The organism is Pseudomonas sp. GW822-FHT07A10, assembly GCF_058798795.1.
In genome coordinates, this window is sequence record NZ_JBXAKV010000001.1 from 226,178 (window position 1) to 250,143 (window position 23,966).

Annotated in this window: 21 protein-coding genes and 1 pseudogene; 13 read left to right on the forward strand and 9 right to left on the reverse strand. The window is 57.3% G+C overall.

What is annotated here, in order from left to right:
• Window positions 1–16: 16 nt before the first annotated feature.
• The 5 genes from AC1RL4_RS00960 (at window position 17) to AC1RL4_RS00980 (ending at window position 7,126) form a co-directional block, all read left to right on the forward strand.
• Window positions 17–1,468, forward strand: a complete 1,452-nt coding sequence (locus tag AC1RL4_RS00960; RefSeq protein WP_095973902.1) for an aldehyde dehydrogenase family protein — start codon at window positions 17–19, stop codon at window positions 1,466–1,468.
• 272 nt (window positions 1,469–1,740) lie between these two features.
• Window positions 1,741–2,187 (forward strand): (2Fe-2S)-binding protein, encoded by a 447-nt coding sequence (locus tag AC1RL4_RS00965; RefSeq protein ID WP_013692840.1) that lies wholly within the window; start codon window positions 1,741–1,743, stop codon window positions 2,185–2,187.
• Window positions 2,188–2,316: 129 nt separating this feature from the next.
• Complete coding sequence (locus tag AC1RL4_RS00970; protein ID WP_095973903.1) at window positions 2,317–4,575, forward strand: xanthine dehydrogenase family protein molybdopterin-binding subunit; 2,259 nt, start codon at window positions 2,317–2,319, stop codon at window positions 4,573–4,575.
• Window positions 4,576–4,588: 13 nt separating this feature from the next.
• Complete coding sequence (locus AC1RL4_RS00975; RefSeq protein ID WP_048393010.1) at window positions 4,589–5,932, forward strand: c-type cytochrome; 1,344 nt, start codon at window positions 4,589–4,591, stop codon at window positions 5,930–5,932.
• A 57-nt stretch (window positions 5,933–5,989) separates the two neighbouring features.
• Complete coding sequence (locus tag AC1RL4_RS00980) at window positions 5,990–7,126, forward strand: metallophosphoesterase (RefSeq protein ID WP_095058176.1); 1,137 nt, start codon at window positions 5,990–5,992, stop codon at window positions 7,124–7,126.
• Window positions 7,127–7,202: 76 nt separating this feature from the next.
• Here AC1RL4_RS00980 and AC1RL4_RS00985 read toward each other — a convergent pair whose 3' ends face one another.
• The 4 genes from AC1RL4_RS00985 to AC1RL4_RS01000 form a co-directional block, all read right to left on the reverse strand.
• Window positions 7,203–8,153 (reverse strand): aldo/keto reductase, encoded by a 951-nt coding sequence (locus tag AC1RL4_RS00985; RefSeq protein WP_048393012.1) that lies wholly within the window; start codon window positions 8,151–8,153, stop codon window positions 7,203–7,205.
• Between the two features lie 59 nt (window positions 8,154–8,212).
• The gene (locus AC1RL4_RS00990; RefSeq protein WP_304576085.1) at window positions 8,213–8,956 is read right to left on the reverse strand and encodes an SDR family oxidoreductase; all 744 of its coding nucleotides are present in this window, start codon (window positions 8,954–8,956) and stop codon (window positions 8,213–8,215) included.
• A gap of 84 nt (window positions 8,957–9,040) precedes the next feature.
• Window positions 9,041–9,625, reverse strand: coding sequence for a cyclophilin-like fold protein (locus AC1RL4_RS00995; RefSeq protein WP_231983783.1), 585 nt, complete (start codon window positions 9,623–9,625; stop codon window positions 9,041–9,043).
• A 257-nt stretch (window positions 9,626–9,882) separates the two neighbouring features.
• Window positions 9,883–10,857 carry an alpha/beta hydrolase gene (locus AC1RL4_RS01000; protein WP_095058178.1) on the reverse strand — a complete coding sequence of 325 codons (975 nt, stop codon included), beginning with the start codon at window positions 10,855–10,857 and terminating at the stop codon, window positions 9,883–9,885.
• A 969-nt stretch (window positions 10,858–11,826) separates the two neighbouring features.
• On the opposite strand from AC1RL4_RS01000, the pseudogene AC1RL4_RS01005 reads away from it, so the two are divergent.
• The 5 genes and pseudogenes from AC1RL4_RS01005 to AC1RL4_RS01025 all read left to right on the forward strand — a co-directional run.
• Window positions 11,827–12,163, forward strand: a pseudogene (locus AC1RL4_RS01005) ((2Fe-2S)-binding protein); the annotation flags it as partial.
• A gap of 516 nt (window positions 12,164–12,679) precedes the next feature.
• Entirely contained in the window at window positions 12,680–13,753 is a 1,074-nt protein-coding gene (locus tag AC1RL4_RS01010; protein WP_048393018.1) for a catalase family peroxidase, read from the forward strand.
• Complete coding sequence (locus AC1RL4_RS01015; RefSeq protein WP_095058179.1) at window positions 13,750–14,328, forward strand: cytochrome b; 579 nt, start codon at window positions 13,750–13,752, stop codon at window positions 14,326–14,328. The genes AC1RL4_RS01010 and AC1RL4_RS01015 overlap by 4 nt, the downstream gene beginning before the upstream one ends.
• A 414-nt stretch (window positions 14,329–14,742) precedes the next feature.
• Window positions 14,743–15,861, forward strand: coding sequence for a PQQ-dependent sugar dehydrogenase (locus AC1RL4_RS01020; RefSeq protein ID WP_304576086.1), 1,119 nt, complete (start codon window positions 14,743–14,745; stop codon window positions 15,859–15,861).
• Window positions 15,862–16,805: 944 nt separating this feature from the next.
• Window positions 16,806–17,105 (forward strand): Arm DNA-binding domain-containing protein, encoded by a 300-nt coding sequence (locus tag AC1RL4_RS01025; protein ID WP_320394168.1) that lies wholly within the window; start codon window positions 16,806–16,808, stop codon window positions 17,103–17,105.
• A gap of 206 nt (window positions 17,106–17,311) precedes the next feature.
• On the opposite strand, the gene AC1RL4_RS01030 is transcribed toward AC1RL4_RS01025, so the two are convergent.
• From AC1RL4_RS01030 to AC1RL4_RS01040, 3 genes are all read right to left on the reverse strand, one after another.
• Window positions 17,312–17,668 carry a type II toxin-antitoxin system RelE/ParE family toxin gene (locus AC1RL4_RS01030; protein ID WP_461771763.1) on the reverse strand — a complete coding sequence of 119 codons (357 nt, stop codon included), beginning with the start codon at window positions 17,666–17,668 and terminating at the stop codon, window positions 17,312–17,314.
• A 2-nt stretch (window positions 17,669–17,670) separates the two neighbouring features.
• Window positions 17,671–17,961, reverse strand: a complete 291-nt coding sequence (locus tag AC1RL4_RS01035; protein WP_461771762.1) for a type II toxin-antitoxin system ParD family antitoxin — start codon at window positions 17,959–17,961, stop codon at window positions 17,671–17,673.
• A 602-nt stretch (window positions 17,962–18,563) separates the two neighbouring features.
• Window positions 18,564–19,181, reverse strand: coding sequence for a TetR/AcrR family transcriptional regulator (locus AC1RL4_RS01040; protein ID WP_461771761.1), 618 nt, complete (start codon window positions 19,179–19,181; stop codon window positions 18,564–18,566).
• 137 nt (window positions 19,182–19,318) lie between these two features.
• Between AC1RL4_RS01040 and AC1RL4_RS01045 the strand changes: the two genes are divergently transcribed.
• Complete coding sequence (locus tag AC1RL4_RS01045) at window positions 19,319–19,912, forward strand: carbonic anhydrase (RefSeq protein ID WP_193861952.1); 594 nt, start codon at window positions 19,319–19,321, stop codon at window positions 19,910–19,912.
• Between the two features lie 511 nt (window positions 19,913–20,423).
• Here AC1RL4_RS01045 and AC1RL4_RS01050 read toward each other — a convergent pair.
• Window positions 20,424–21,227, reverse strand: a complete 804-nt coding sequence (locus AC1RL4_RS01050; RefSeq protein WP_461771760.1) for an HD domain-containing protein — start codon at window positions 21,225–21,227, stop codon at window positions 20,424–20,426.
• A 543-nt stretch (window positions 21,228–21,770) separates the two neighbouring features.
• On the opposite strand from AC1RL4_RS01050, the gene AC1RL4_RS01055 reads away from it, so the two are divergent.
• Entirely contained in the window at window positions 21,771–22,652 is an 882-nt protein-coding gene (locus tag AC1RL4_RS01055; RefSeq protein ID WP_008071423.1) for an NmrA family NAD(P)-binding protein, read from the forward strand.
• A 51-nt stretch (window positions 22,653–22,703) separates the two neighbouring features.
• A complete protein-coding gene (locus AC1RL4_RS01060) occupies window positions 22,704–23,165 on the forward strand; it encodes a MarR family winged helix-turn-helix transcriptional regulator (protein ID WP_008071425.1) in 462 nt (153 codons plus the stop codon).
• Window positions 23,166–23,243: 78 nt separating this feature from the next.
• On the opposite strand, the gene AC1RL4_RS01065 is transcribed toward AC1RL4_RS01060, so the two are convergent.
• Window positions 23,244–23,933 (reverse strand): haloacid dehalogenase type II, encoded by a 690-nt coding sequence (locus AC1RL4_RS01065; protein WP_429571066.1) that lies wholly within the window; start codon window positions 23,931–23,933, stop codon window positions 23,244–23,246.
• Between the last annotated feature and the right edge of the window lie 33 nt (window positions 23,934–23,966).

Consider the following 23,966-nt stretch of genomic DNA (forward strand, 5'->3'; position numbering starts at 1 on the left):
TGGAGGCACCAGCAAGATGCACGATTACGCGAAGTTTTATATCGACGGTGAATGGGTAGAGGCCGCGACCTCCCAGCGCCAGGAATTGATTGATCCGACTACCGAAGAAGCGTTTGCCACGGTCGCCATGGCGACCGTTGAAGAGGTGGACACTGCCGTGGCCGCAGCTCGGCGTGCATTCAAAAGCTATTCGCAGTCTTCCCTCGATGAGCGTTACGACCTGATCAACCGTATCATCGAAGCCTACGAATTGCGCGCCGATGATTTTGTACAGGCCATTGCGCAAGAGGTGGGTATTCCCTGCAGCGCCCGTGCTCAGGTCATGGGGCCAATCGAACATATGAAGGTCGCTCGCGACCTGTTGAAGACGTACGAGTTCGAGGCGCGAATTGGCAATACGATCGTTCGCCGTGAACCCCTGGGTGTCTGCGCACTGATCTCGCCTTGGAACTGGCCGATCCAGACAACCGTCATCAAGCTGATCTATGCGCTGGCCGCCGGTTGTACAGTCGTATCCAAGTCCAGTATCAACTCTCCGGTCAGCGCTATTTTGCTGACAGAGGTGCTGGATGCCGCGGGCGTACCCAAGGGCGTTTTCAACATGCTCAACGGCTCGGGGCGAGTGATTGGCGAGGCGATGTCGAGGCATCCCGATGTCGACATGGTTTCCTTCACGGGCTCGACCGGTGCCGGTGCGCAGGTAGGCGAGGCAGCGGCACGCACCATCAAGCGCGTGTGTCTGGAGCTGGGCGGGAAGTCGGCGAATATCGTGCTGCGAGACGCCGATCTGGAAAAGGCCGCGCGCTGGAACATTCAGCGCGGCTTCTTCAATACTGGACAATCCTGCCACGCGCCGAGTCGCATGCTGGTGCATGAAAGCCAGGTGGAGCAGATCATTCCGTTTCTGGTCGACGAAGCAAACCGATTCCGTCTCGGAGACCCGCGAGATCCCGCCACGACCATGGGGCCGATTGTCAGCCGGGCACAATTCAACAGCATCCAGCGTCACATACAGTCGGGCATCGATGAGGGGGCACGGCTGATTGTTGGCGGACTGGGGCGCCCCGACGGCTTCGAACGTGGCTTTTTCACCCGTCCGACCGTGTTCGTCGATGTGACGCCGGAGATGACTATTTGCCGGGAAGAGATTTTCGGGCCGGTCTTGGTGGTGGTGCCTTATTCCACCGAGGCGCAGGCATTGGAAATAGCCAATGACTCGCCTTATGGGTTGGGTGGCTATGTATTCGGTGGGGACCGGCGCAAGGCGTATGAGTTCGCCAGCGGCCTGCGTGCCGGGCGTGTTTGTTTTAACGGTGCGCCGACTAACTCGCTGACGCCTATGGGGGGTTACAAGGAATCCGGCATTGGCCGCTCGATGGGTGTTTTCGGGTTGCAAGAGTATCTGGAAATCAAATCGGTCTATGGCTTTGACGAGGAAGCCGCAGCACTGCCGTCGTTGAAGGCCTGATACGACTATCCAAGACCAAACGCTGCCGCACCGATGATTGGCGCGGCACGCCTGCTGTTTGAAGAGAGTATTTATTCATCTGATTAATAGCACCTTGCGAGCTTGCTCACGTGGTTCGCTTGCTGTGCCACGGACGAGCCCAGTAGGGTAAGGCTCGTCTAAAAAAACGACGTTGCAGTTGTTGTTATTGCGAATGGTCAGTTGCCAAAGATTATCCGCAGGTCGTGCTCGGCCAGGTTTTTCACACTGTTTTCAATCGAGGCATTCTTACAATGGAACTCAACGTAAATGGCACTGTGTATGAGGTTGAGGCGGATGCGGATACACCATTGTTATGGGTGATTCGCGACGATATCGGCCTGACCGGAACCAAGTACGGGTGCGGTTTGGCGCAATGCGGCGCCTGTTCGGTCATGGTGGACGGCGTGCTGCTTCGCTCATGCGTTACACCGGTTGAAGGTGTAAAGGGCAAACAGATTCGCACAATCGAAGCCATTGAAGACGACGAGTTGGGCAAACGCGTAGTGGCCGCCTGGGTCAAGCATCAAGTCGCCCAGTGTGGCTATTGCCAGTCTGGCCAGGTAATGGCCGCCACTGCGCTGTTGCAGCGCATTCCCAAACCTTCCCAAGCCGATATTGCTGCCGCCATGACGAATCTCTGCCGTTGCGGCACTTATAACGCGATCAAGACTGCTGTCGATGAGCTTGCTGGTGCTTGAGCACGCGCAATTCGACTGAGCTGCGACGTGCCTGGTGACAATGCCGACGGCTAATCCTGACCACCTTTAATGGAGCAGGGATTGGTCTGCTGCCAGGCCGAGCATTGAATGCAAACACAGGGGAACACTATGTCAAAACTGGATGATTCAATCGCCGAGCGCGGCGTACTCTCCGACGCGCAACCTGTGAACGTCTCTCGCCGCCGTTTTTTGCAGGCATCGGCTGGCGTCACGGCGGGTGCGCTTGTTATCAGCTTCGGAATTCCCCTTGGCCCGTTGCGTGCTGCCGAGCGTGCCCAGGCATTGCCGCCTGGCGCCCGTGTACCGGCGTTCCTGGAGATTCGTCCGGATAATACCGTTCGCCTGCAGAGCCCCTTTATCGAGGGTGGGCAGGGTATTTTCACGGGCATGGCACAGGTCGTGGGTGAGGAGCTCGATATAGATCCAGCCAGCTTTCTGGTGGAGAACGCGGCGCCCGGGAGTGACTTCAAAGTCATGGAAGGTGGCATGCGCTTCACGGGTGGTAGCCGGTCGATGCGCGCGAGCTACATGACCATGCGCCGACTGGGCGCATCGGCGCGCCTGATGCTATTGCAGGCCGCGTCTTCCCACTGGAAGGTGCCTCTGGCGCAGCTAACTACCGAGCCAGGGCGGGTCATTCATGCCGCTTCCAATCGATCGATCACCTACGGTGAACTCGCGCCGCTAACGCTCGATTTGCCCATTCCCGATCCGCAAACCGTTACTCTGCGCGACCCTGCCACATTCCGCTGGATCGGTAAGCCGGTCCAGCGAATAGACGTCTACGACAAATCCACTGGTAAGGCGCAATACACCATCGATACTCGTGTCGAAGGCATGCTCCACGCCGCGGTACAGCATGCGCCGCGCCTGGGTCTGCAAGTGGGGCTGGTGCGCAACGAGGATCAGATCAGAAACCTCAAAGGCGTGCATTCGGTGCACCGTCTTGAAGGGGCAGTGGCGGTGGTTGCGCAACGCTGGTGGGTGGCCAAGCGTGCCGTCGAGGCTCTGCAAGTGGAGTGGACGGAGCCGGGTGGCGATTCAACCGTGCGCTACATGCCGGCTAATTTCGACACCCAGGCCTATGCGGAGCAACTGAGTAAAACCACCGACGCTGGGGATGAGGCCGAACGTGAGGGCGACCTGCAGCAAGGGCTGGCCGGCGCCAAGAAAATCGTCAGCGCGACTTATCATACCCAATACCTCAACCACGCCCAGTTGGAGCCGCCCTCGGCCCTGGCGCGCTTCGGGGCTGAAGGCAATCTCGATTTGTGGCTGCCGAACCAGGCCCCGGATTTGTTTTTGGCCGACGTCGCCAAGCGCACCGGTCTGGACCCTTCCAAAATCACTCTCCACTCTCCGCTGCTGGGTGGCTTTTTCGGCCGGCATTTTTTATACCCGAATGCATCACCTTACCCTCAGGCTATCCAGCTGGCTCAATCCACAGGTCGACCGATCAAGGTGATCTGGAGTCGCGAGGAAGAATTTTTGCGTGACGTGCTTCGTCCTTCCGCCGTAGTGCGCTTTCGCGCCGGCCTGGATGAACAGGGCATACCGGTGGCCTTTGAAGCAATTAGTGCCACGGAAGGGCCAACCGAGGGTATCGCTAACAAACAAGGAGACAAAATCGACCCGACCGCCGTCGAGGGCCTGGCCGGTAAAAAATACGCCATTGCGCATCGTCGGATCGCTCAACTGTACTCGCAGACCCCCGTGATGCTGGGCTACTGGCGTTCAGTCGGGAACTCCATCAATGACTTTATGTATGAAGCTTTTCTGGATGAAGTGGCGGATGCCGGCGGTCAAGACCCCTATGAGCTGCGGGCCAAGCTGCTGCAGGGCAACGATCGGTTAAGCCACCTGCTCAAGACAGTGGCCGACCTGTCCGGGGGGTGGAAACGAGGGCCGTTCACGGCGCAAGACGGCACCAAGCGAGCGAGAGGCGTTGCAATGGCATCGCCATTTGGTACCGAAACGGCGGTGATCGCAGAGGTTTCCATCAGCAACGGAGCCGTGAAGGTTCACGATATCTGGCAGGCAATCGATCCGGGTAGCATCGTCAATCCCGCCATCATCGAGGCTCAGGTCAACTCAGCCGTGGCCCTCGGTTTGTCTCAAACCCTGATCGAACAAGCCATCTACAAAGGTGGCACGCCGGTAGCGCGCAATTACGACCTCTACCGCATTCTCACACCGGAGATGATGGCCAGGGTCCATGTCCGCGTGGTTGAAAGTGGCGCGCCAATGGGCGGAATCGGCGAACCGCCTCTGCCTGCGGTGGCACCGGCGGTTGCTAACGCCGTCTCGCGACTGACCGGTCAACGAATTCGCAGCATGCCTCTATCGCAGTACCGCTTCGACACCTGATGAGGAATGGCTCGTGAATAAAACTATAAAGTATCTGCTGCCAGCAGGCATCGTCGTGGCAGCTGGCTTGGGCTGGTTTGTCAATCGCACGCCATCTTCGCCTTTTGCTGATGAGACAGCTCCCCCGTCGACAGATGCACAACTTGTCCAACGCGGTGAATATGTTGCCAGGCTGAGCGACTGTGTGGCCTGCCATAGCACGCCAAAAAGTGCGCCGTTTGCCGGTGGGTTAGAGATGGCGACCCCGATGGGGTCGATCTATGCCACCAACATTACCCCGGACAAACAAACGGGCATCGGCAACTACAGCCTGGCCGACTTCGATCGCGCAGTACGCAGCGGAGTCGCGGCTGACGGACACAGGCTGTATCCGGCTATGCCGTATCCATCCTATGCCAAGCTCAGCGATGATGATGTGCGGGCGCTTTATGCGTTCTTCATGGCCGGCGTTAAGCCGGCGCAGCAGCAGAATCAGCAAAGCCACATCCCCTGGCCGCTCAACATGCGCTGGCCGCTGGCTTTGTGGAATACCGCGTTTGTCGATGACGATGCCTATCAGGCCAAGCCGTCAGAGGATGCGCTGTGGAACCGCGGCGCCTACATCGTCCAGGGCGCGGGGCATTGCGGTAGTTGCCATACCCCACGAAGCTTGACGATGAACGAGAAGTCGCTGGATGAAAGCAGCGCTACTTTCCTCAGCGGTTCGCTGCTCGATGGGTGGTACGCGCCGAGCCTGCGCCAGGATCCGAACACTGGATTGGGTCGCTGGAGTGAGCAGCAAATCGTCGACTACCTGAAGACCGGACGTAACGCTCACAGCGTGGTCGTGGGCACTATGGCGGAAGTCTTCAACAACTCGACGCAATACATGTCCGACCCGGACCTGAAAGCCATTGCGCATTACCTGGTGTCGTTGCCGGGCGACCCAAAGCGTGACGGGCCGCCATGGAAGCCATCGGCCACACTGGCGGCTGAACAATCACCACCCTTGTCGACACCTGGGGCAGCCAACTATATGGCCAAGTGCAGCAGTTGCCACGGCAGTGACGGCAGCGGGCAGGCGCCATGGATACCTCCTTTGGCAGGCGCATCTTCGTCGATGGTGAAGGAAAGCGCTACGAGCATCAATGCCACCTTGAACGGTTCCGAACGTGTCGTTGCCAATGGCATTCCGGATTCGTATCGCATGCCCCCGTACCGCAACCAACTCTCTGATCAGGAAGTCGCCGATGTACTGACTTTCGTTCGCACGTCATGGGGTAATCAGGGAGGCGCAGTGAAGGCTGACGAGGTGAAGGAACTGCGTGAGCGAACCAATCCGGCCAGCAGCAACCCGATCATCCTGCAGATGCGTTGAGAGAGTAGGGCGAGGGTCCCGCCAAGACCCTCGCTATAGAAACGGAGTGAGTCGGCTATGAGTTACGAGTTTGTGTTCGTTCGTTCGATTGTGTTGACGATCATCATAGGCTTGTTTCTCCTGGTGACTGGTCGCGCCGCCCGCAAGCGGGGTTGCATCGTGGCGTTCTGCGTATTGGCTGCCGCGGTACACCTTATTTGGTGGTGTCTACCCGAACTCAAAGGTGGATGGAGCGAAGCCGGTCGCTGGCTGGTCAGTGCGTGGGTCGGTGCGGTGCTGACGGCCTTGTTCCTGACTCTGCCCGTCGGGCTGTTTCTTGTTGCGCGTGGCCTTCTTGGACGGCGCTCGACCGTCGGCATGCGCGTTCCTCTGACTTTCGTCGCAGTTTCACTGATCGTTGGGATTGGTGTGAGCTTCGGCACCGTCGGAGGCCCAGTGGTTCGCGAAGAAGTGGTCCATGTGAACGGTCTGCCCGAAGGTTTGGACGGACTGCGGGTCGCTAACATAGGTGATGTCCACATCGGGCCTTTCATCGTGCCCGAGGACTTTGCCCAGGCCATCGACATCGTCAATTCGCGTAAGGTGGACTTGCTGGCGATTACGGGTGATCTCATCGACGATCTCAGCCAGCTGGAGCCGACGCTGGACGCTTTGGAGAGAAGTGACGCGCTGCCTGTGCTCTCCATCCTGGGAAATCATGACAAGTACCCTAACGAAGCCGCCGTAGTCGCCGCTTTGCGTGCGCGCGACCCTCGTATCCAGGTACTCATCAACAACAGTGTCGTAGTGCACCCGCGCGGCGTGCCGTTGCGCATTGCTGGCGTAGATTACCCGCTCGCCTCGGATGGACGTCACATGCTTCCGCGGGACGAGCAGGATGCTGCCATGCGCAGGTTCGCAGACCTGGCGTTCGCCGAGGCGTCGCCTGGCGATACGCTCATTGCGCTGTCGCACCATCCTGAGTTCTTTCCCATTGCTGCCTCGCGTGGTGCGGTATTGACCCTGTCCAGCCATACACACGGCGGACAGGTACGACTTTTCGGGCGGCCAGTAATCGTCGCTTACGACTATATGCATGGAATCTATCGTGATGGCGCAGCGTCTCTTGATGTGACCTCGGGACTCGGCCACTGGCTACCCTTGCGTATCGGTGTGCCGCGGGAAATTTCGATCATTACGCTTCGTCGGGCATGATCCAAGCGGAACTCGAGTCAGGAGAGGCGAGAGGCTCGCATCAGGAGACGGGCGCCGCTTTCGACGGCCGGGCAGTTCAGGGAACGTTGTGACCAGCCGCTCGGATAAGCCCGTACCATTCGGGGCGGGTGAGCGGGATATTCGAGCCCGCGGCTGCCTCGACGAGGCGCTCGGGTCTCGTGGTACCCAGCACTACTTGGATGCCGGCGGGGTGACGGGTGATCCAGGCTGTTGCGATTGCGGTCGGAGTGACGTCGTACTTCTCAGCCAATCGTTTGAGTTCGGCATTCAGCTGCGGGTAGTCGGGAGAGTCGAAGAACACCCCATCCTGAAAAGCTTTCTGGAATGGAGACCACGCCTGCAGTGTGATCTTGTTGATCCTCGCATAGTCGACGATGCCGCCGCCGTCACGAGTGATTGAGTCGTCGAAGCCGGTCATGTTCGACGACAGGCCCTGAGCGACGATCGTCGAATGCGTCACCGAAAGCTGGACCTGGTTCGCCAGGATCGGCTGAGTCACGGCCGTCTTGAGCAAATCGATCTGACGGGGAGTATGGTTGGAAACGCCGAACGCGCGAACCTTGCCGGTGGACTCCAGATGGTCGAACGCGCGGGCGACTTCTTCCGGCTCTACGAGTGCGTCGGGACGGTGCAGCAGCAGCACATCCAGGTAGTCGGTACCTAACGCTTTCAGCGACCTCACGGCCGATTCCACGATGTGCTCGTACGACTGATCATAGTGCCACGGGTCGTCAACGATACTGGTCTTGGACTGGAGGAAGATCTGCTCGCGCTCAGCGCTGCTTAGTCGCAGCGCCTCGCCGAACCGGCGCTCGCACAAATGCGGGCCACCGCCGGGATGGTTGAATCCGTAGAGGTCCGCGTGATCGAAAAAATTGATGCCCGATTCGCGCGCCGTGGTGTAGAGCGCGCGGATCTGGTCATCGGTGCTGCCGGCGATGCGCATCATGCCCGCGACGACGTTGGGAACCCGAGTGTCGGTTGATCCTAGTGCTACGGTCTTCATGAGAGCTCCTTATCAGGGCAGTGGTGGGCTGTCGGACGCCTTGCGTGACTGCAATGCATTCACCAAGGCTGGTTCGCGGGGCCAACTGTGAACTCGTTGATTGTCGTGTCATCGGGCTGGTCGATTGCGAAGGCGACAACGTTGGCGATCCGGTCTGGAGAAATGCCGTACTTGTCATAGATGCCCTGCATCTGGTCTAGCGCCTGCTTATCGCTGATTGTCGCCAGCAGTTCAGTGTTGACTGCGGCCGGGTAGATCGTCGCGGTGCGAATGTTATTGCCCTCCATGGCGGACTCCATGCGCAAGACTTCCATGAAGTCGCGCACGAACCACTTCGTACCGCCATAGACGGCGCCGCCCGGATAGGCCTTGAGCCCCGCCACCGACGAGGTGGTGATCACGTGCCCGGACTTCTGTGCCAGGAACACGGGCAGCACGGCCGCTACGCCATTCAGAACACCTTTCACGTTGACATCGATCATCTGGTGCCAGTCTTCGGTCTTCAGGGCGGACAGCGGCGAGTTCGGCATCAGCCCTGCGTTCAGGAAAATGACGTCCACACGGCCGAATGTTTCTTTGGCCAGTTGAACGATGCGGTCGTTTTCCTCTTGCTTTGTCACGTCCAGCATCTGATAAACCACCTGTCCACCGCTCAGGAGAATCTCGTCCGCGATCTGCTTGAGCTTGTCTTCGCGTCGCGCACCGAGCACGATTTTGGCGCCTTTGCTCGCGAGCAGCTTGGCGGTTGCCTCGCCGATTCCGGACGATGCGCCGGTGATGATGACTACTTTGCCTTTGATCATGATTTCTCTCTCTGGATTCTGGCTGCGAAGGAGACGCAGCAGATGATGAGGCGGTATCTCAGGTCGGTGTTGAGCGTGGGGCGACTACTTTGTCAGCGCACGCTGCTCTTGGGAGAACACCACCCGAACATCGCCACGGCCGAGCGCCTGGGCCAGGCCAGTCGGATCGTCCACGCGGCCTAGACGGGTGTATGAGTAAGCTGAGTCGAAGGTCTTGTAAAAGATGACCACGGTGCGCGATCCCCAAAGCATAAGGTCTCCGTTGCGGATCGTGCCGGGCCGGCTCTCACTGGTGGGCAGCGCGTCAGGCAGCTCTTTTTTCTTCTCGTTTCCGTGGAGGTCCTCCATGTCCAGTGTCAGCGGCAGCGTGGCGGCGAATGCGCGAGTGGCCTCGTTGTCGGCCAGTGTGATGGCGAAGCGACGTTCCCCGACGGTCATCCACAGGCGTGATTCATCCGATTTCTTGGGTGCTTGAGTGACATCCTGCTCAGCGGCCACGGGCAGCGCAGTGCTGGCGGCGTGGGCAGGATGGCCGCTGCACAGTGCAAGGAGAAGCAACGGCATTCCAAGCTGTTGCATGGCCCGCCGGTGCCAGGAATGCCTACGGCTTGCAGCGCCAAGAGAGGAGAGAGCGCCGCCTGTACCGACGTCAACGGTTTTGCCCTGCATGTTGTTCTCCTTTGCAATGCGAAAAATGGGCCAGACGCGTTGCCGCGCCTGCACTTGAATTCGTAGGTTTCGAGCGCGAATTAGCGCAGCAATATGGCGCAGATGCTCCTCAGCGAGTGGCCTATTGCCAGTTCTGGTTGCGATCCTCACTGGAAAGTCAGAAGTGCTGAGTGGCATGAATCCATACCGTAGGGCGCGTCATCCCGCTCAGTCGCATCCAGATGCATTGTCCGCCTGGATGCGACTGCCTCAAGACGTCAAGCGGCGCGTGCCGCCGTGGCCAGGTGCTGCGTGAAGAAGGTCGTCAGCTTGTCGAAAGGAATCACGTCCACACGGTCATACAGATCGGTGTGGCTGGCCTCTGGAATGATCATCAGCTCCTTCGGCTGCGCCGCGGCCGCGTAAGCGGTTTCGCTGAAGTAGCGCGAGTGGGCGTTTTCACCGTGGATGAACAGGACCGGGCGTGGAGAAATTTCCGCGATGTAGGTCAGGATCGGCATGTTCATGAACGACAGGGGTGTAGTGATCGTCCACGAGTTGCCCGAGTTGACCGCGCGCGGATGGTGTCCGCGGGTCGTGCTGTAGTAATCGTGATAATCGACCATGAACTGCGCTTCCCCACCCCTCAGTTCGTTGTAGGGGGGCTGGTAAGCAGGGGCACCATTTTCCGCGTCGACCCAACGTTGTGCGCTCAGTTGTTCGAGCCCTTGCGTGCGCTGTTCGAGGGTTACGCTATCGTTGTAGCCCTTGGACATGACGCGGGTCATGTCGTACATGGTGCTGGCGACAACCGCCTTGACGCGCTTATCCAAGGCCACGGCATTCAGCACCATGCCACCCCAACCGCAGATGCCGATGACGCCAATCCGCTCGCGATCAACGGAGGGTTGCAGGCCAAGAGCATCAACTGCCGCGCTCACATCCTCGGTGTTGATGTCTGGCGAGGCGACGTTGCGCGGCTCACCGCTGCTTTCCCCGGTGTAGGATGCATCGAAGGCCAGCGTGACAAAACCGCGCTCGGCCATGGTTTGCGCATAAAGCCCGGAGGCCTGCTCCTTCACCGCGCCAAACGGGCCACAGACGACAATAGCTGCCAGCTTTGCGCTGGCGTTCTTCGGTTGGTACAGGTCGCCCGCCAGGGTGATGCCATAGCGGTTCGTGAAGGTGATCTTCTTATGGTCCACCTTGTCGCTCTTGGCGAAAGTCTTGTCCCATTCCTGTGTCAGTTGCATGTGCGTGCCTTACATGTAGTTGAGATTGTTCCTGCCAGCCTGAATACCCGTCGAGCAGCGGGGGGCTTGTCGTCAGCGTCATAGGCTTTTAGAACCATGGGGAACATGTTTCGTGAATGACGTCGCCCGTCGGGATCGGCTTTGCCAGCTAATGTATGCCTGTCACTGCCCCAAAACATCCCATGAAATTGCAAGCATCTATGCACGCTATTGGATAATCGCGCCCCCAAGTCCCAGGCGGTTCGAAATGGAAAACTACCCCGATGAGTTCATGCTTGTTCGAATGACATATCACCACGCTGCGATGACCATTGATCATCGAGTCCCGTACATGGAAGTATTCGGTCCGCCTGCATCAGCTCAGCCTCGCTATATGACCGGCGGAAAACCCGCCGCAGGCTGCGTTGGTAGCCGATTCGAGTGACTCGGTCTGGGACAGGCGATGGACGAGACCTTGTAGAGGAAATCGGCCAAGTGCTTAACGGACGTGAAAGCTTGTTTGGTCAAGGCTTGTTGGGCTGCGTCGAAAGAGAGATCACAACCTCTGTTTCCGTTCCGGCAGCTTCCTGCTGAAGCTGCTTCTAAACCCGTTCTTCAGGTCTGTAGGGGCAAGAGACCATTTGAAAAATTAGCCGCTGACCGAAAAGTAATACTTCATCCAGGTTGTGGGCTGGTAGGTTTTTCCAAAAGAAAAAATGCAAAGCCCTGAATCGGTAACGGTATTCGTCTCAAGCATGTTGCTTAGTTGTGAGTCGTGCTCGCTCGTAGTTGAGCGGGCACTAAATCACTGTGTTGATGTGCCATCGATGCGCGGTGATTTCTTGTATTGCGTACTTTTATTCATAAGGCCTAGCACGTGGCTGCATGATTGAGCCCACTAAGCTCGTGATACTTTCAAACCATGTATAGATAGCGATTACGCGACGCCTCGCTAATAGCGCTTTTTAGAGCCAAGATGGCTGGAGAGTTATGGAGCTTCAGATTAACGATAAGACCTATCAGGTCGAAGCTGAGGGCGACACAGCCGCTGCTGTGGGTGATTCGTGACGAAATCGGTATGACGGGAACAAACTATACCTGCAATGGGGATTACGGGTGTGGTCTCGCTCAGTGCGTCGCTTGTTCCGTCTTGATCGACGGCGTTGTGGCGCGTTCCTGTGTCATCCTCATTGCAGGTATATACGGCCGCAAGATCACCACGATTGAGGCGATAGAGCAGGATGATGTTGGCCAACGCGTCGTCGCCTCTTGGGGCAAACACCAAGTGGCACAGTGCGGTTATTGCCAGTCTGGCAAAGTGATTGCAACCCCGCAATCGTTGGGCAATGCGCTGATCCCCAGATCGGGATGAGCGGGAAGGGCATACGCAGGTACTTTTCGGCGCTTCGACAGGCAAGCCCTGATCTACGAGCATAAACGTCGCCAGCGTTTGGAAGGCATGACTGACACTCGGCATTTGCCGCAGTATGTCTTGCCCATTAAGCGCCAAGCTATCTCCGGCCAGCGTACTTTCAGGTCGGCACGGTAGAAATCAAAGAAGCCGGCACCCCGTTGAGGGGGTGCAGACAAAACGCGTCGCAGAGCATCACTCTGGAGCCCGGATGCAGATTCACCATCACCTCGCTGTGCAGTTTTGCCTGGGGGAATAGGATCGTCGCCACCTGTACTGCTTCTTCGCCGAGCCGCGCGGCCGGCGGCAACGTAATGTTGCTGGTCGGTGCGTATAGAAGTCTTCAGCGCCGTAGCGACTTCGCACAAGGTTTAGAGTAAAGCGTTAAATTCGTTACAGAACTCTCCACCCCGCACTCCGGAAGAAATTTCGATGAACGAGCGACATCCTCACTCCAATAAGTCTTTTCTCGGGCCGCTCGTACTGATCGCGGCGGTGGTTGTCGCCGTCGGCGCCGCGTTCGCATACACAGCCGGTTGGTTGACACCCGCACGCCTCACGCCGACCAAGATCGTCGAGGTGCTGGCGCCGCCCGCCGGACCGGCGCTCGGCTTCCGCCGCGCCCATGCCAAGGGTATCTGCTTCACTGGTACCTTCGAGGCCAACGGCACTGGCAGCGATTTGTCCAAGGCACAGATGTTCGCCGCCGGCACCTATCCTGTGACCGGCCGCTTCAACCTCGCCTCGCCCGACCTCAAGGCGCCCGATGGCAGCGCGCGCGTGCGCTCCCTGAGCCTGCGCATCCGAACGCCCGACGGCCAGGAGTGGCGTTCCGCAATGATCAATGCGCCGTTCTTCCCAGTCGCGACGCCGCAGGCCTTCTACGACTTGCAGGTGGCTTCCGCCGACAAGAGCCATCCGGATGCGTTGAAGAGCTTCGCCGCTGTGCACCCCGAGATCGGCGCGTTTAGCCAGTGGGCCGGCAGCGCGCCGTTCACCAGCTCGTACGCGGAAGACCGCTACAACGGCATCAACAGCTTCGTCTTCACCAACGCGCAGGGCCAAGACCAGGCCGTGCGCTGGTCCTTTAAGCCGGCCGCCAAACCTGTGTTGGTCTCGGGCGACGAACTCAAGAAGCGCGAGCCCGATTTCCTGCTGGCAGACATCACCGAGCGCGTCGCGAAGGCGACGCAGCGCTGGGCTATGACGGTCATGGTCGCCGACCCGGGCGACCCGACCGCCGACCCGAGCAAGGTTTGGCCGGAAGATCGCCGCAGCGTCGGCGTCGGCACCCTGTCGGTGACGAAAATTGAGCCCGAGGCCGATGGCTCATGCCGCGACATCAACTTCGATCCCACCGTGCTGCCGGCCGGCATGCGCACATCCGACGACCCTTTCCCCGCCGCACGTTCGGCCGCTTATTCGGTCTCGTACAACCGCCGGACCGCCGAAGAAAAAGACTATCCGCGCACCCCGTCCACCACCACCGCCGGAGCCAAGCCATGAGCCAAGTCAACCAGCAATTCGCGCCGTTACAGCGGGCGCTTCATTGGGGCATGGCGATCTGCATCCTCGTGATGCTGTTCATCGGCGTCGGCATGGTCTCGACGATCACGCCCGCGTACCTGATGCTGGTCTCGATCCACAAGCCGTTGGGCATTGCGATCCTCGTGCTCGCGGTGCTGCGCCTGATCGTCCGCTGGCGCCTTGGTGCGCCGCCGCTGCCGCGTGACATGCCCGAGCCGATGAAGCTCGCCGCCAAACTCTCGCATGTCGCGTTCTATGTGCTGATGCTCGCGATGCCCTTGCTTGGCTGGGCCATGTTGTCGGCGGCGGACTACCCGGTGCTCGTCGCCGGGCTGCGTCTGCCCGCCATCGTGTCGCCCGACGCCGGCCTGCACAGCTGGCTGTGGAACGCTCACAAGTTCCTCTCGTTCTGCTTCTTCGCGCTGATCCTGCTGCACCTCGGGGCCGCTCTGTTCCACGCGCTGGTGCGACGCGACGGCGTGTTCGAGACCATGGCGCCATTTCCGGTACATCCGTCGGTCGACGGCAGGGTCGTGACCAAGTGCGCTGACTGACGCAGGCTCCGTTACCACGGGCGCCGTGGCGCGCGCGTTCTCGGTGGGGCGAGATGAAATACCTCAGTGGGCATGTACTGTGGGACCACGACCTGCAGTGACCGTCGGGCTGGGAGGCTGGCACGAAGTGACGCTGACCCTCGCCGGATCACCGAGCTTCATAGAGATGTTCGTCGCCAAGTTCAGCGAGCCGCCGACTTAAGGTGCCGTGCCTAAACACCTGGCGTCGAAGCCTCCCGCCATTGGCGTTCGGACGCAGGGGGGCGCCTTCACGATACAGAAACTTCGGCGCATGAACGGGATCGCAAAAGCAGAGAAATATCTGGATGCACATGCGTAGCGCAAAGATTTACTAATTTATATCTTTCTTCGTAGGGTGTGCTAGCGGCTGTCAAATCAACCATCGGAACAGACATGAATCTGAAACTTGAGTGGGTTCTGGTCCCAGCATTTCTTGCCATGGGTTTTGCTGTCAGCGCGCTGGCCGCCGAGGTGCGGGCTGAGCGGGTGGCAACCGGATTGGAGAATCCCTGGGCAGTGGCCTTTCTGCCGGCAAATCGCTACTTGGTGACAGAACGGCCGGGCCGGCTTCGGGTGGTTGGTGCCGATGGGAGCATCGGCCCGCCGGTTGAGGGGCTGCCGGCGATCGCGGCAGGCGGGCAGGGCGGGCTGCTGGATGTCGTGACCGACAGTGCTTTCGACGTGAATCGCATGGTCTACTTCTGCTTTTCCGAACCGGCCGCTGGTGGCGCGGGCAATAGCACGGCAGTGGCACGCGCGACGCTGTCGAGCAACATGGTGCGCCTCGACAACCTGCAGGTGATTTTCAGTCAGCGACCGAAGGTGAGCAGCTCCGCGCATTTCGGCTGCCGCATCGTCGAGGCGAAGGACGGGACGCTTTTCGTCACGTTGGGCGAGCGTTACAGCCGGAAGGAGGATGCGCAGGAACTCGATAACCACTTGGGCAAAGTGGTGCGCATCCAGAAGGACGGCGCGGTACCGGCCGACAACCCTTTCGTCGACCGCGCCGGTGCCTTGCCGGAGATCTGGAGCTATGGCCATCGCAATAGCCAGGGCGCTACGCTCGGTCCGGACGGCCGCTTCTGGATGAACGATCACGGTCCGCAGGGCGGCGACGAGATCAACGTTCCGCTGGCGGGGCGCAACTACGGCTGGCCGGTCATCACCTACGGCGAAAACTATGGCGGCGGGAAGATTGGCGACGGCCTGACCGCCAAGGACGGCATGGAGCAGCCGCTGCATTACTGGGTGCCCTCGATCGCGCCGTCCGGCATGGCCTTCCTGACTAGCGACCGTTATGGGCCGGCATGGAAGGGCAATCTCTTCGTCGGTTCGCTCAAGTTCGGTTACCTCGACCGTATCGAACTGAAAGACGGTAAGGTCGTGGCCGAGCACAAGTTGCTGGAGGACGGGCATGCCCGCATTCGGGATGTCAGGCAGGGCCCTGACGGCCTGCTCTACGTGCTCACCGACGAACAGGATGGCAAACTGCTGCGTCTTCAGCCGCGCTGAGCGCCATCAGGGCAGGCATTGCGCAGCTGCAGCGTCGGCAAGCCGCGACGCCTGCCCGCAACCTCTTCGACGGCTTGCGCTCGCCGCCTCCCAAGGAGGAACTCGGCGATATCAAGCTGATCGTCGAGAACGATACCAGCCAGGTCGGTTCTGTGGGGAAATGTGTTTCAGGATCTCGACACCAGCGCTGGAAACAGAAGCGAGAAGCCCATTCAGGGTAACAGAGAGGCCGTCAACTCACATTTTCGAACCAGGCGGGAGCGTCCCAGGCCTTGTATTGATCACTCCAACCGCCAACCGTTCAGGTCAAGACCTCCTCTGGAATAACCTCATCGAAGAAATCAGCTGGGTTTGCGCTTGCTCTGATACGAATGCAGGAGCTCATGGAGCATTCCATTGACGGTGCTTTCAGGGGGTAAGACTGTACCGGCAGAAGGTGACAACCGCCGATAGGTCTGCCAAGAGGAGGATCATCCTGCGATAACGCTCCCTGACCTATGTCCCTTAGAAGTCCATGGTCAGCCCCGCGTAAACGGCGCGGGCATCGAATGCGGCGTGCAGTGATTGATCCACTCCAACGCTGGTGTCATACCAGACTTGGATCTTGAAATACTTCAAAAACAAGTCCAGAATTAAGTTTTTTCCTGCTTCGGCAAGAAAAGAAACCCGTTAGATTTCAATGGGTCGGACGCCAGATACGAGTCTCGTTTCCCGCTCCAATTATTGTTCTACAGGCTTCTATTGAAGTCTGCAGAAACTGAAAAAAGAGGCTTCGGCCTCTTTTTTAGTTCCAGTAAGCTCCACTCGAAAACACCACCATCCACGTTTTCTTAGTACATTTTTTAGTACATTAATCCGGTGCTTGGTAGATCACTTTTCCGTGGGACTCGCCTCTCTGGAAACCGTACAAATCTCCTCTATTCAAACGAGACGGAGATTGTACGATGGCTCTCACCAATGCAGCAGTCCGGCACGCCAAACCCCGCGCCAAGGACTACACCCTCCCTGACTACAACGGCCTCGCCCTTTTCGTGAATACGAAAGGCGCCAAGTGCTGGCACTTCCGCTTTTCCTGGGCGGATAAGCAACCCCGTATTTCTCTCGGTACCTATCCTGAAATTAGCTTACGAGATGCTCGTGCTCTGCGTGATGAAACGAGGGCACTGGTCGCTAGGGGCATCGATCCGCGTGTCCATAGGCAGATGGAGCGTGATGCCAGGCGCCTGGCCACGGAAAACGCCTAAGAAGCGGTTGTTCAGCATTGAAAAGTGGTGCGCAAAGTTGAACATCGCGTTTCTGGTCGTGGGGTCTCGGGTCCGGTCGGGCCAGAACCTCCCGCTTCAATTGGCCGTCGAGTCGGCTGGCAGCGAGGGCGCTCAGGTTGCGATGTAAAGGGGGCGCCTTACCTTCGCTGTTTATGGCCAGTTAAGCCTTTGGGCTAGGTCGGTGATCAGTCATTAGGCAAGTGCAACTGCACTTCCATGGCGTCATGAAGGAGTCTGACGACCTCGATCACGTCGTCGTTTGCCACACGATAGAACACGATATGGCGTGGGCTTTTGACCGTTCCATGGGTTTGTTTGGCCTGCTGGCGTGAATAGATGAGGTGATAGCTGCGAAGGCCCGGTGCAAGCTCATCGCGGTCGTGGCTGCCAATGCGATAAGGCGTGTCGGCAATCGCTTGCAGCGCCGCGAGGATCAGTGCCTGGTAGCGCTGGCGTGCTTGATCGCCGAACTGCGTCTGGGAGAGCCTGAGGATGTCGACAATGTCGGCGCGCGCCGCGTTGGAAATCCGATACTGCGACATGCTCAGTGTTTCTCACGCGCGGGGAGGGTTGCTTCCAGGCTCAAGCTCTCAAGGTAGTGCTCCAGATCCCCTTCGTTCAACTGAGTAAAGCGCCCGTGCTCAAGGTCCATGATGCCGATCGAGGTCGCCTGGCGCAGGGCCTCAATTTTGGCGGTGTCTTCGGCGACGCGCTGTTCCAATAGACGCAAACCTTCTCGCATCACTTCGCTGGCATTCTGATAACGGCCGGACTGAACCAGGTCATGGATAACCTGTTCCTGGTGAGGGGTGAGCACAACGTTTCGCGTCGCCATAATTAGCTCCAGCTCTGGGTAAACAGGTTTTTTCGATCATTGGCATATTATGCCATTTTACCCAGGAGCACATAGCTTGAGAGCTGTATCTGACGAACTGGGCGTACGGGGCCATCCTTCGCGCCAAACAGCGTGTACTGGCTCCGGATTGCATGTGCACAAAGTCCAAAAGAGGCTGTTGCAGGCGGGACGTCGGGGGCTACTTGATTAGTGTGTGCCTTCGGCCCTCCGCTTGGCCAAGCCTTGTTTGATGTGTCCGGCGTTCTCACCGATCGTGTGAGGCGCGCCGCGGACATTGTCGCCAATATCCGTCGCACCTTGGCGTTCTGGGCCGGCGGTAGCTGCCAGTGGGGAGGGCGACTGTCGACCCAAAGCAGGTATCATCAGCACTTCTCCAAACCTTGCCGATAACTTGGTGCGGCTGTTTGCTTGACGGAGCGGCCCACATCCAGTTCTCGGCCCTCAAAGCAAAGTTATGGCTGCGCTATTCTTGACGATTACCAAATATGACCACGCGGCGACATACTCAGGTGAAATCGAGAAACGGCGCGGCTTAACCTCAAGTATTCTTCGAGTAAATTAATAGGTCGTGTCTGTACGCATCAGACTGCACGGTCACTCAGTAACGCCATAGCTATTTGCTTGTTCAGTTGCGCAATATTTGTGTTTCCGGAAGCGTGCGCAACGACGGTTGTGCCGGTAATAAGACTTAGAAACTGTGGGAGAAGTATCTCTACCCTGTCTGGCTCCACAAGCTGAGACAAACGCGCTTTGATGAAATTGGCCCACTCATCGAAGTGCAAGCCTACCTTTGCGCGTAAAGTTTGTGATGCGTCATCGTTGAAATCATTTAAGCCGCGAGCAAATGCGCAGCCTCTGAAATCTTGTTCAGAAAACCAATATTCAAGGAAATCAAAGATCGCCAAGAGTTCGGCTTTTGGATCGCCACTCACTCGCGCGGCGAACTTGTTCAGGTTCGTAAAACGGAGCCAATGCCAAAAATCCAAATAGGCAGCAATCAGATCAGCCTTTGAAGGGAAGTAATTATAGAAGGTTCTCTTCGATACACCGCTTTCAGCAATAATTCGATCAATTCCGACGGTGTGCACGCCACGTTCATTAAAGAGGATGATTGCCGTCTTTAATATACGATCCCGTGGCTTGAGAGATGCAATGTCCTCGAAGCGAAGGTCTTTGAAACTTGAAGCAAAATTCGTCATGGAAATCCTCCAGCCTGCACCGTAGCAGGGGTACACAGATCTGTCTACTTTTTCTTGAAAGAGTAGACAGATCTGTGTACTTTTAGCTGACTGGCTCGGCCCAGTCACAAAATATTCAAGAGCGCTGGAGACACAAAATGCCCAACTTCAATGATTTCTCTTTCAAAGCACAGCCTTGGTACAACGAAGCGGAGTTCCGTCCGCTCTTCGCCAAGGCGGTGAGTCTCAACACCATCGTCATCCACTGCTTCGATCCACGTGCTTCGGAAATACCGGCCGTTGTTGCCAAGCATTTTGGTGAGGTCTACCCAGGCGAGAACGTTCTTGATGAAGCTGGAAATCGGGTAGGACATACGACGACCTTATTCCCAGTGTCTGTCGCTGGTGGTCGTGCTGTCGCAGGTGTGCAGTCGATCGCTACGATGGTCCATCTCTTCGGCATCGAAAGGGTAGTGGTTGTGCACCACTCATTCTGCGGTGCTACGTCTTTCACCAACGAAGGCATCATTGACGCGTTCAAACATGAGCACGGCAGCGATATTTCCTCGGCGTTTGACCATGACAGCATCTGCATTTCGGATTTCGAGACCTCGCTCAAATACGATGTCGGAGTTGTTCGAGCAAACCCAGGGGTGCCAGCGCACGTGAAGATCTACGGCTTCTTCTACAATATCGATACGCTGGAACTGACTGAGGTAGTGAGCGACATTCCTGACCAGGCCAAGGCCTGATTTCAGAGCGGCGACTGACATTGTTGGTCGCCGTATTTACGTGCAGTTGGATGTGGTCTTCAGCCCCCAGGTGGCTGCACGTCTCTCATTGAACAGCCCTCGACCGCCGAATAAATGGCGGTGCGGCCGTTGCCGACTCTCGCTCGGAGTGGAACGGCAACGTTGAACTATTTACTTAATTGTTAAGCTGTTTTAGGCGATCGATGAAAACCCCGGCGCTTGGGTCCCTGACATCTCGCCTGTGCTAACCACGCACGTGAAGGTCTGGTAGGCGACTCGCTACAGTATTCTCCCTTAGCCTACTGCTGACGATCTCGCTGCGCTCCGCTTTATCGCATGCTCGACAAGTATCCACAGAGCTTTTCCTTGTAAGCGTCCAACTCGTTTGTATTTTGAACACTGATTAAGATCATCACAACGTCAGTTGGCTTATAAGATGTTTCGGAAGGGCAGAAGCCAAGCTGGGAACTACTAACTAAGTAAGTCGCAGCCTGGACATTCTGTAAGCAGATTAAACGAAAGGAGGTAAATCAAGTGCGTGCGGAACTGTTTCCACCAGCCCACTTGTCACGGCCTTAAACGAAACTTCAAATCGCGTGCCGACGAGGTGTTCAAATGCTTTCGCGCTGAATACGCTGTAGAGTTCGTCTCGGGAGTACTTGGCAAGCACATCTTTTACTGATTGTTGAGACATTCGTGACACACCTGTGCCGAAGACATCACAGATAGCGCCGCGCGTAACCAAGAATGCCTCTGCACCATGTTCCTCAGCCGGAACGTGATAATTAAGATGCACTGCAATGGCGTGCGCCACCGTATCGGCATGCGCGCGCGCGAAGCCCTGTCCTAGCAGGAAGTCTCGTGCGTGCACGCCACCGTTGACGGCGAAGCAACAGTCACACGGTCGCGGGTCAGCTGTGGGTGTTAGGCCAAGGTCGTGAAGCATGGCCGAGGCGAAACCTAGTTCACGGTCAAATTCGATACCATCGTGCAACGCGATCATTGATCCGAAGTAGTAGGTGCGCCAGCAGTGTCGCATTAGAGTCGGCTTATACAAGTCCTGAACATAGGCTAGAGACTCTCTGACCATTTTGGTATCAGGCGGTAAAAGGTCATCTATGGAAATGTACTTTGGATTCAGAAGGCCAAGTCGGTGGCGTTCTGCATCCAGTTTCTCTTGGCTAAATATGTACTTCAAATTTTCGATGAGCTGGACTTGTTCACTCTCACGGAGAATGCCTTTGGTGGATTCTCCCCATTCCACGGATCCGACTGAAACATCGAGTGCGCTTGATGAGCTAGACACAATCTTCATTCTTAACTCCTGGACGTTTTCGTCACGGTGTTGCAACTACTACTTATTGCAATTCAGCAAAGTGCTGTAAGTAGGGATTTGATTTTTTACTGTCCTGCCGAAGCAAAATGGTCCGAGAACCTCGCTGGGTCTGCGCTCCGATCTCGCGACAGCTACCCGCGGGCTTTAGAGCTACCTGCTTGAGACTGAGAATACGGGGGGAGGTTTGTGGTAACCATTGGCGATATCGACATAATCGGAGTCGATATCGACACTCCCTGATTTCGCTGGCTAACTGACATCGATGACCTCGTGCGCTGTCGCATGCTGCTCGCGGACCCATTGTATCGGCCACTAAATAGGCTTTAACCCCATGTAGTACAGGGCCACGCGTCCGGTAGCAAAGAGGCAGCGGGGGTCCCCAGACTGGTCGACCCGCCGAACGGGCATGATCATTAATTGACAATAGGAGCGTATGCACCTATCTTGAATTCCACATAGGGGCATATGCTCCTACCGTGAATCAACGAGCATATGCTCCAATCAATTGAGAGGACTACGAACATGAGCGCAGCGGATATTCTTGTAAGCGGTGCAACCGGGCGAACTGGTGCAGCAGCAATCGATGAGCTGCTTAAATTGGGCAAGAGCGTCCGCGCTTACGTGCGTTCGGACGACGAAAGGGCTGCTGCTCTGCGCCAGCGCGGAGTTGAAATTGCTATTGGCGATTTCACCGACATCGATGCTATTCGTGCAGCAATGGAAGGAATTCGCTCGGCCTATTTCCTTTATCCACTTGCACCTGGGATCGTCGAAGGTGCAGCCTATTTTGCCCAGGCAGCGAAAGAGGCTGGGGTAAAGGCAATCGTGAACATGTCGCAGATCTCCGCGCGCCGCGATTCCAAAAGTCACCTGGCGCAGGATCACTGGATCTCAGAGCGCGTTTTCGACTGGTCAGGCGTACCGACAACGCATCTTCGCCCCACTTTTTTCGCAGACTGGCTGGCGTATCCTCACTTTGCAAAAGAAATCTGGGCCAAGAAAAAAATCGAGTTCCCCTTTGAAAATGGCCGTCACGCGCCTATTGCTACTGATGACCAAGGCCGGGTGATTGCCCATATCCTGGCCAACCCAGTGGGGCACGAAGGTAAGATCTACAGCCTTCATGGTCCGGTCGAAATGAACCACACCGAAATCGCCGCCGCCATGAGCGAAGTGCTTGGCGCGGAAATCCAGTACGCACCGACATCAATCGAGGCGTTCGAGCATAAGATGGAGCACGAGTACAAGTTTCCACCGGCTCTCGTGCAGCACTTGGTCGAGGTTGCTCAGAACTACCGTGAGGGCGTCTTTGCGGGTGAGAACGACGTAGTAGAGAAGGTTACCGGTACGCCCGCTCTGTCGGTGCAGGCCTTCGTGGAAAAGTACCGCGACGTGTATGTGTGACCTGAATACCCAGGGCACAAAAAATCAAACAGTAGTGAAGAGGAAGTAGAGATGCTGCCGGTGAAACAACCACTAGGGATCGACCATTGCAACTGTTCCGCCATTAGGAAGGCGAGCCGGCAGATCACCCGTTTCTATGATGCGCAGCTCGAGCCTTCGGGGCTTCGAATCACTCAGTACCTTGCCCTGGCAGCGCTTAATGAGTTGGGAAGTGCTGCAATCAATACCCTTGCTGAGCGGCTCGACATCGAGCGCACGGCGATGGGAAAAATGACCGGCCTGCTGGAGCGCGATGGATTGATCTCGATCAGTCCTTCGCCATCCGACGCCAGGAGTCGCCTGGTTAAATTAACCGAGGCGGGGCGAGACTTGTTTGAAAGAACAGCGCCTCTATGGGAAGAGGCTCAACGGCAATTTGAGCAGTTGAACGGCACGGAACAAGTAAGCTCGTTGCGGCAGGGGCTGGCTGCTATGGTGGTCGGTGATATCGAGCGCGTCGTATCGAACGACTGAGTTATCGCACTGCCTTCCAGGGGGAACCCGGGCACAATAATCACCGACAGATTCCTCCGACTCCTGCCTCCGTATCAATTAGCGGATCTGTGCAGTCACACGCGAAGCTATGCCGCTCAATGATTCGAGCTTCGTTGCCTTATCGTACAACCCATATTCTTCGGGCTGCCTGGATCGATTAAGCCAAAACGCGTGGAAACCGAACGCATGAGCCCCTATGGCATCCCAAGCGTTGGATGAGAAAAAAGCGATCTCTTTGGTCGACGACACATTCAGTGCTGCTACTGCAATCTCGTAGGCCGCCGGATCCGGCTTGTAGATTTGTACCTGCTCAATGGAAAGGCACTCATCAAGCAAAATATCCAAACCCGCAGACCGAACCGCGCTTTCCAGCATCCGGGGAGATCCATTCGAAAGGATCGCTGTTCGTACGCCTGCTTCGCGAAGGCTGTGCAATGCTGCTGGGACTTCAGCGTAGGCGTCCAGCGTCAGGTAGCTTGTTAGTAACGTCTGTTTTAGCCGCTCATTCTTCACATTGTAAAAAGCCAGGGCATAGTCGAGCGCTGCCTCGGTTAACGTCCAGAAATCTGTATGGCGCCGCATCAGGGTATGAACCCACGAATACTCCAGTTGCTTGGTGCGCCATAGGATCGATATTTCGCGAGCGTGCTTACCCAACTCATCGGCATGTCTTGCGACCGCAGAATGGACGTCGAAAAGAGTCCCGTAGGCATCAAACACGCAGGCGGAGATTCGTGGTGTGGTCATGATTGCCCCTAAACATTCTTAACTGGTTAACAG

Bases quoted from the DNA above. Each gene is read 5' to 3' on its own strand.
- AC1RL4_RS01035 (WP_461771762.1), bottom strand. From the start codon at position 17,961: ATGGCGACGCGAAACGTTGTGCTCACCCCTCACCAGGAACAGGTTATC.
- AC1RL4_RS00980 (WP_095058176.1), top strand. From the start codon at position 5,990: ATGAGTTACGAGTTTGTGTTCGTTCGTTCGATTGTGTTGACGATCATC.
- AC1RL4_RS01040 (WP_461771761.1), bottom strand. From the start codon at position 19,181: ATGACGAATTTTGCTTCAAGTTTCAAAGACCTTCGCTTCGAGGACATT.
- AC1RL4_RS01010 (WP_048393018.1), top strand. From the start codon at position 12,680: ATGAACGAGCGACATCCTCACTCCAATAAGTCTTTTCTCGGGCCGCTC.
- AC1RL4_RS00995 (WP_231983783.1), bottom strand. From the start codon at position 9,625: ATGCAGGGCAAAACCGTTGACGTCGGTACAGGCGGCGCTCTCTCCTCT.
- AC1RL4_RS01060 (WP_008071425.1), top strand. From the start codon at position 22,704: ATGCTGCCGGTGAAACAACCACTAGGGATCGACCATTGCAACTGTTCC.
- AC1RL4_RS00960 (WP_095973902.1), top strand. From the start codon at position 17: ATGCACGATTACGCGAAGTTTTATATCGACGGTGAATGGGTAGAGGCC.
- AC1RL4_RS00965 (WP_013692840.1), top strand. From the start codon at position 1,741: ATGGAACTCAACGTAAATGGCACTGTGTATGAGGTTGAGGCGGATGCG.
- AC1RL4_RS00985 (WP_048393012.1), bottom strand. From the start codon at position 8,153: ATGAAGACCGTAGCACTAGGATCAACCGACACTCGGGTTCCCAACGTC.
- AC1RL4_RS01000 (WP_095058178.1), bottom strand. From the start codon at position 10,857: ATGCAACTGACACAGGAATGGGACAAGACTTTCGCCAAGAGCGACAAG.
- AC1RL4_RS01055 (WP_008071423.1), top strand. From the start codon at position 21,771: ATGAGCGCAGCGGATATTCTTGTAAGCGGTGCAACCGGGCGAACTGGT.
- AC1RL4_RS01015 (WP_095058179.1), top strand. From the start codon at position 13,750: ATGAGCCAAGTCAACCAGCAATTCGCGCCGTTACAGCGGGCGCTTCAT.
- AC1RL4_RS01020 (WP_304576086.1), top strand. From the start codon at position 14,743: ATGAATCTGAAACTTGAGTGGGTTCTGGTCCCAGCATTTCTTGCCATG.
- AC1RL4_RS01030 (WP_461771763.1), bottom strand. From the start codon at position 17,668: ATGTCGCAGTATCGGATTTCCAACGCGGCGCGCGCCGACATTGTCGAC.
- AC1RL4_RS01025 (WP_320394168.1), top strand. From the start codon at position 16,806: ATGGCTCTCACCAATGCAGCAGTCCGGCACGCCAAACCCCGCGCCAAG.
- AC1RL4_RS00970 (WP_095973903.1), top strand. From the start codon at position 2,317: ATGTCAAAACTGGATGATTCAATCGCCGAGCGCGGCGTACTCTCCGAC.
- AC1RL4_RS01045 (WP_193861952.1), top strand. From the start codon at position 19,319: ATGCCCAACTTCAATGATTTCTCTTTCAAAGCACAGCCTTGGTACAAC.
- AC1RL4_RS01065 (WP_429571066.1), bottom strand. From the start codon at position 23,933: ATGACCACACCACGAATCTCCGCCTGCGTGTTTGATGCCTACGGGACT.
- AC1RL4_RS00990 (WP_304576085.1), bottom strand. From the start codon at position 8,956: ATGATCAAAGGCAAAGTAGTCATCATCACCGGCGCATCGTCCGGAATC.
- AC1RL4_RS01050 (WP_461771760.1), bottom strand. From the start codon at position 21,227: ATGAAGATTGTGTCTAGCTCATCAAGCGCACTCGATGTTTCAGTCGGA.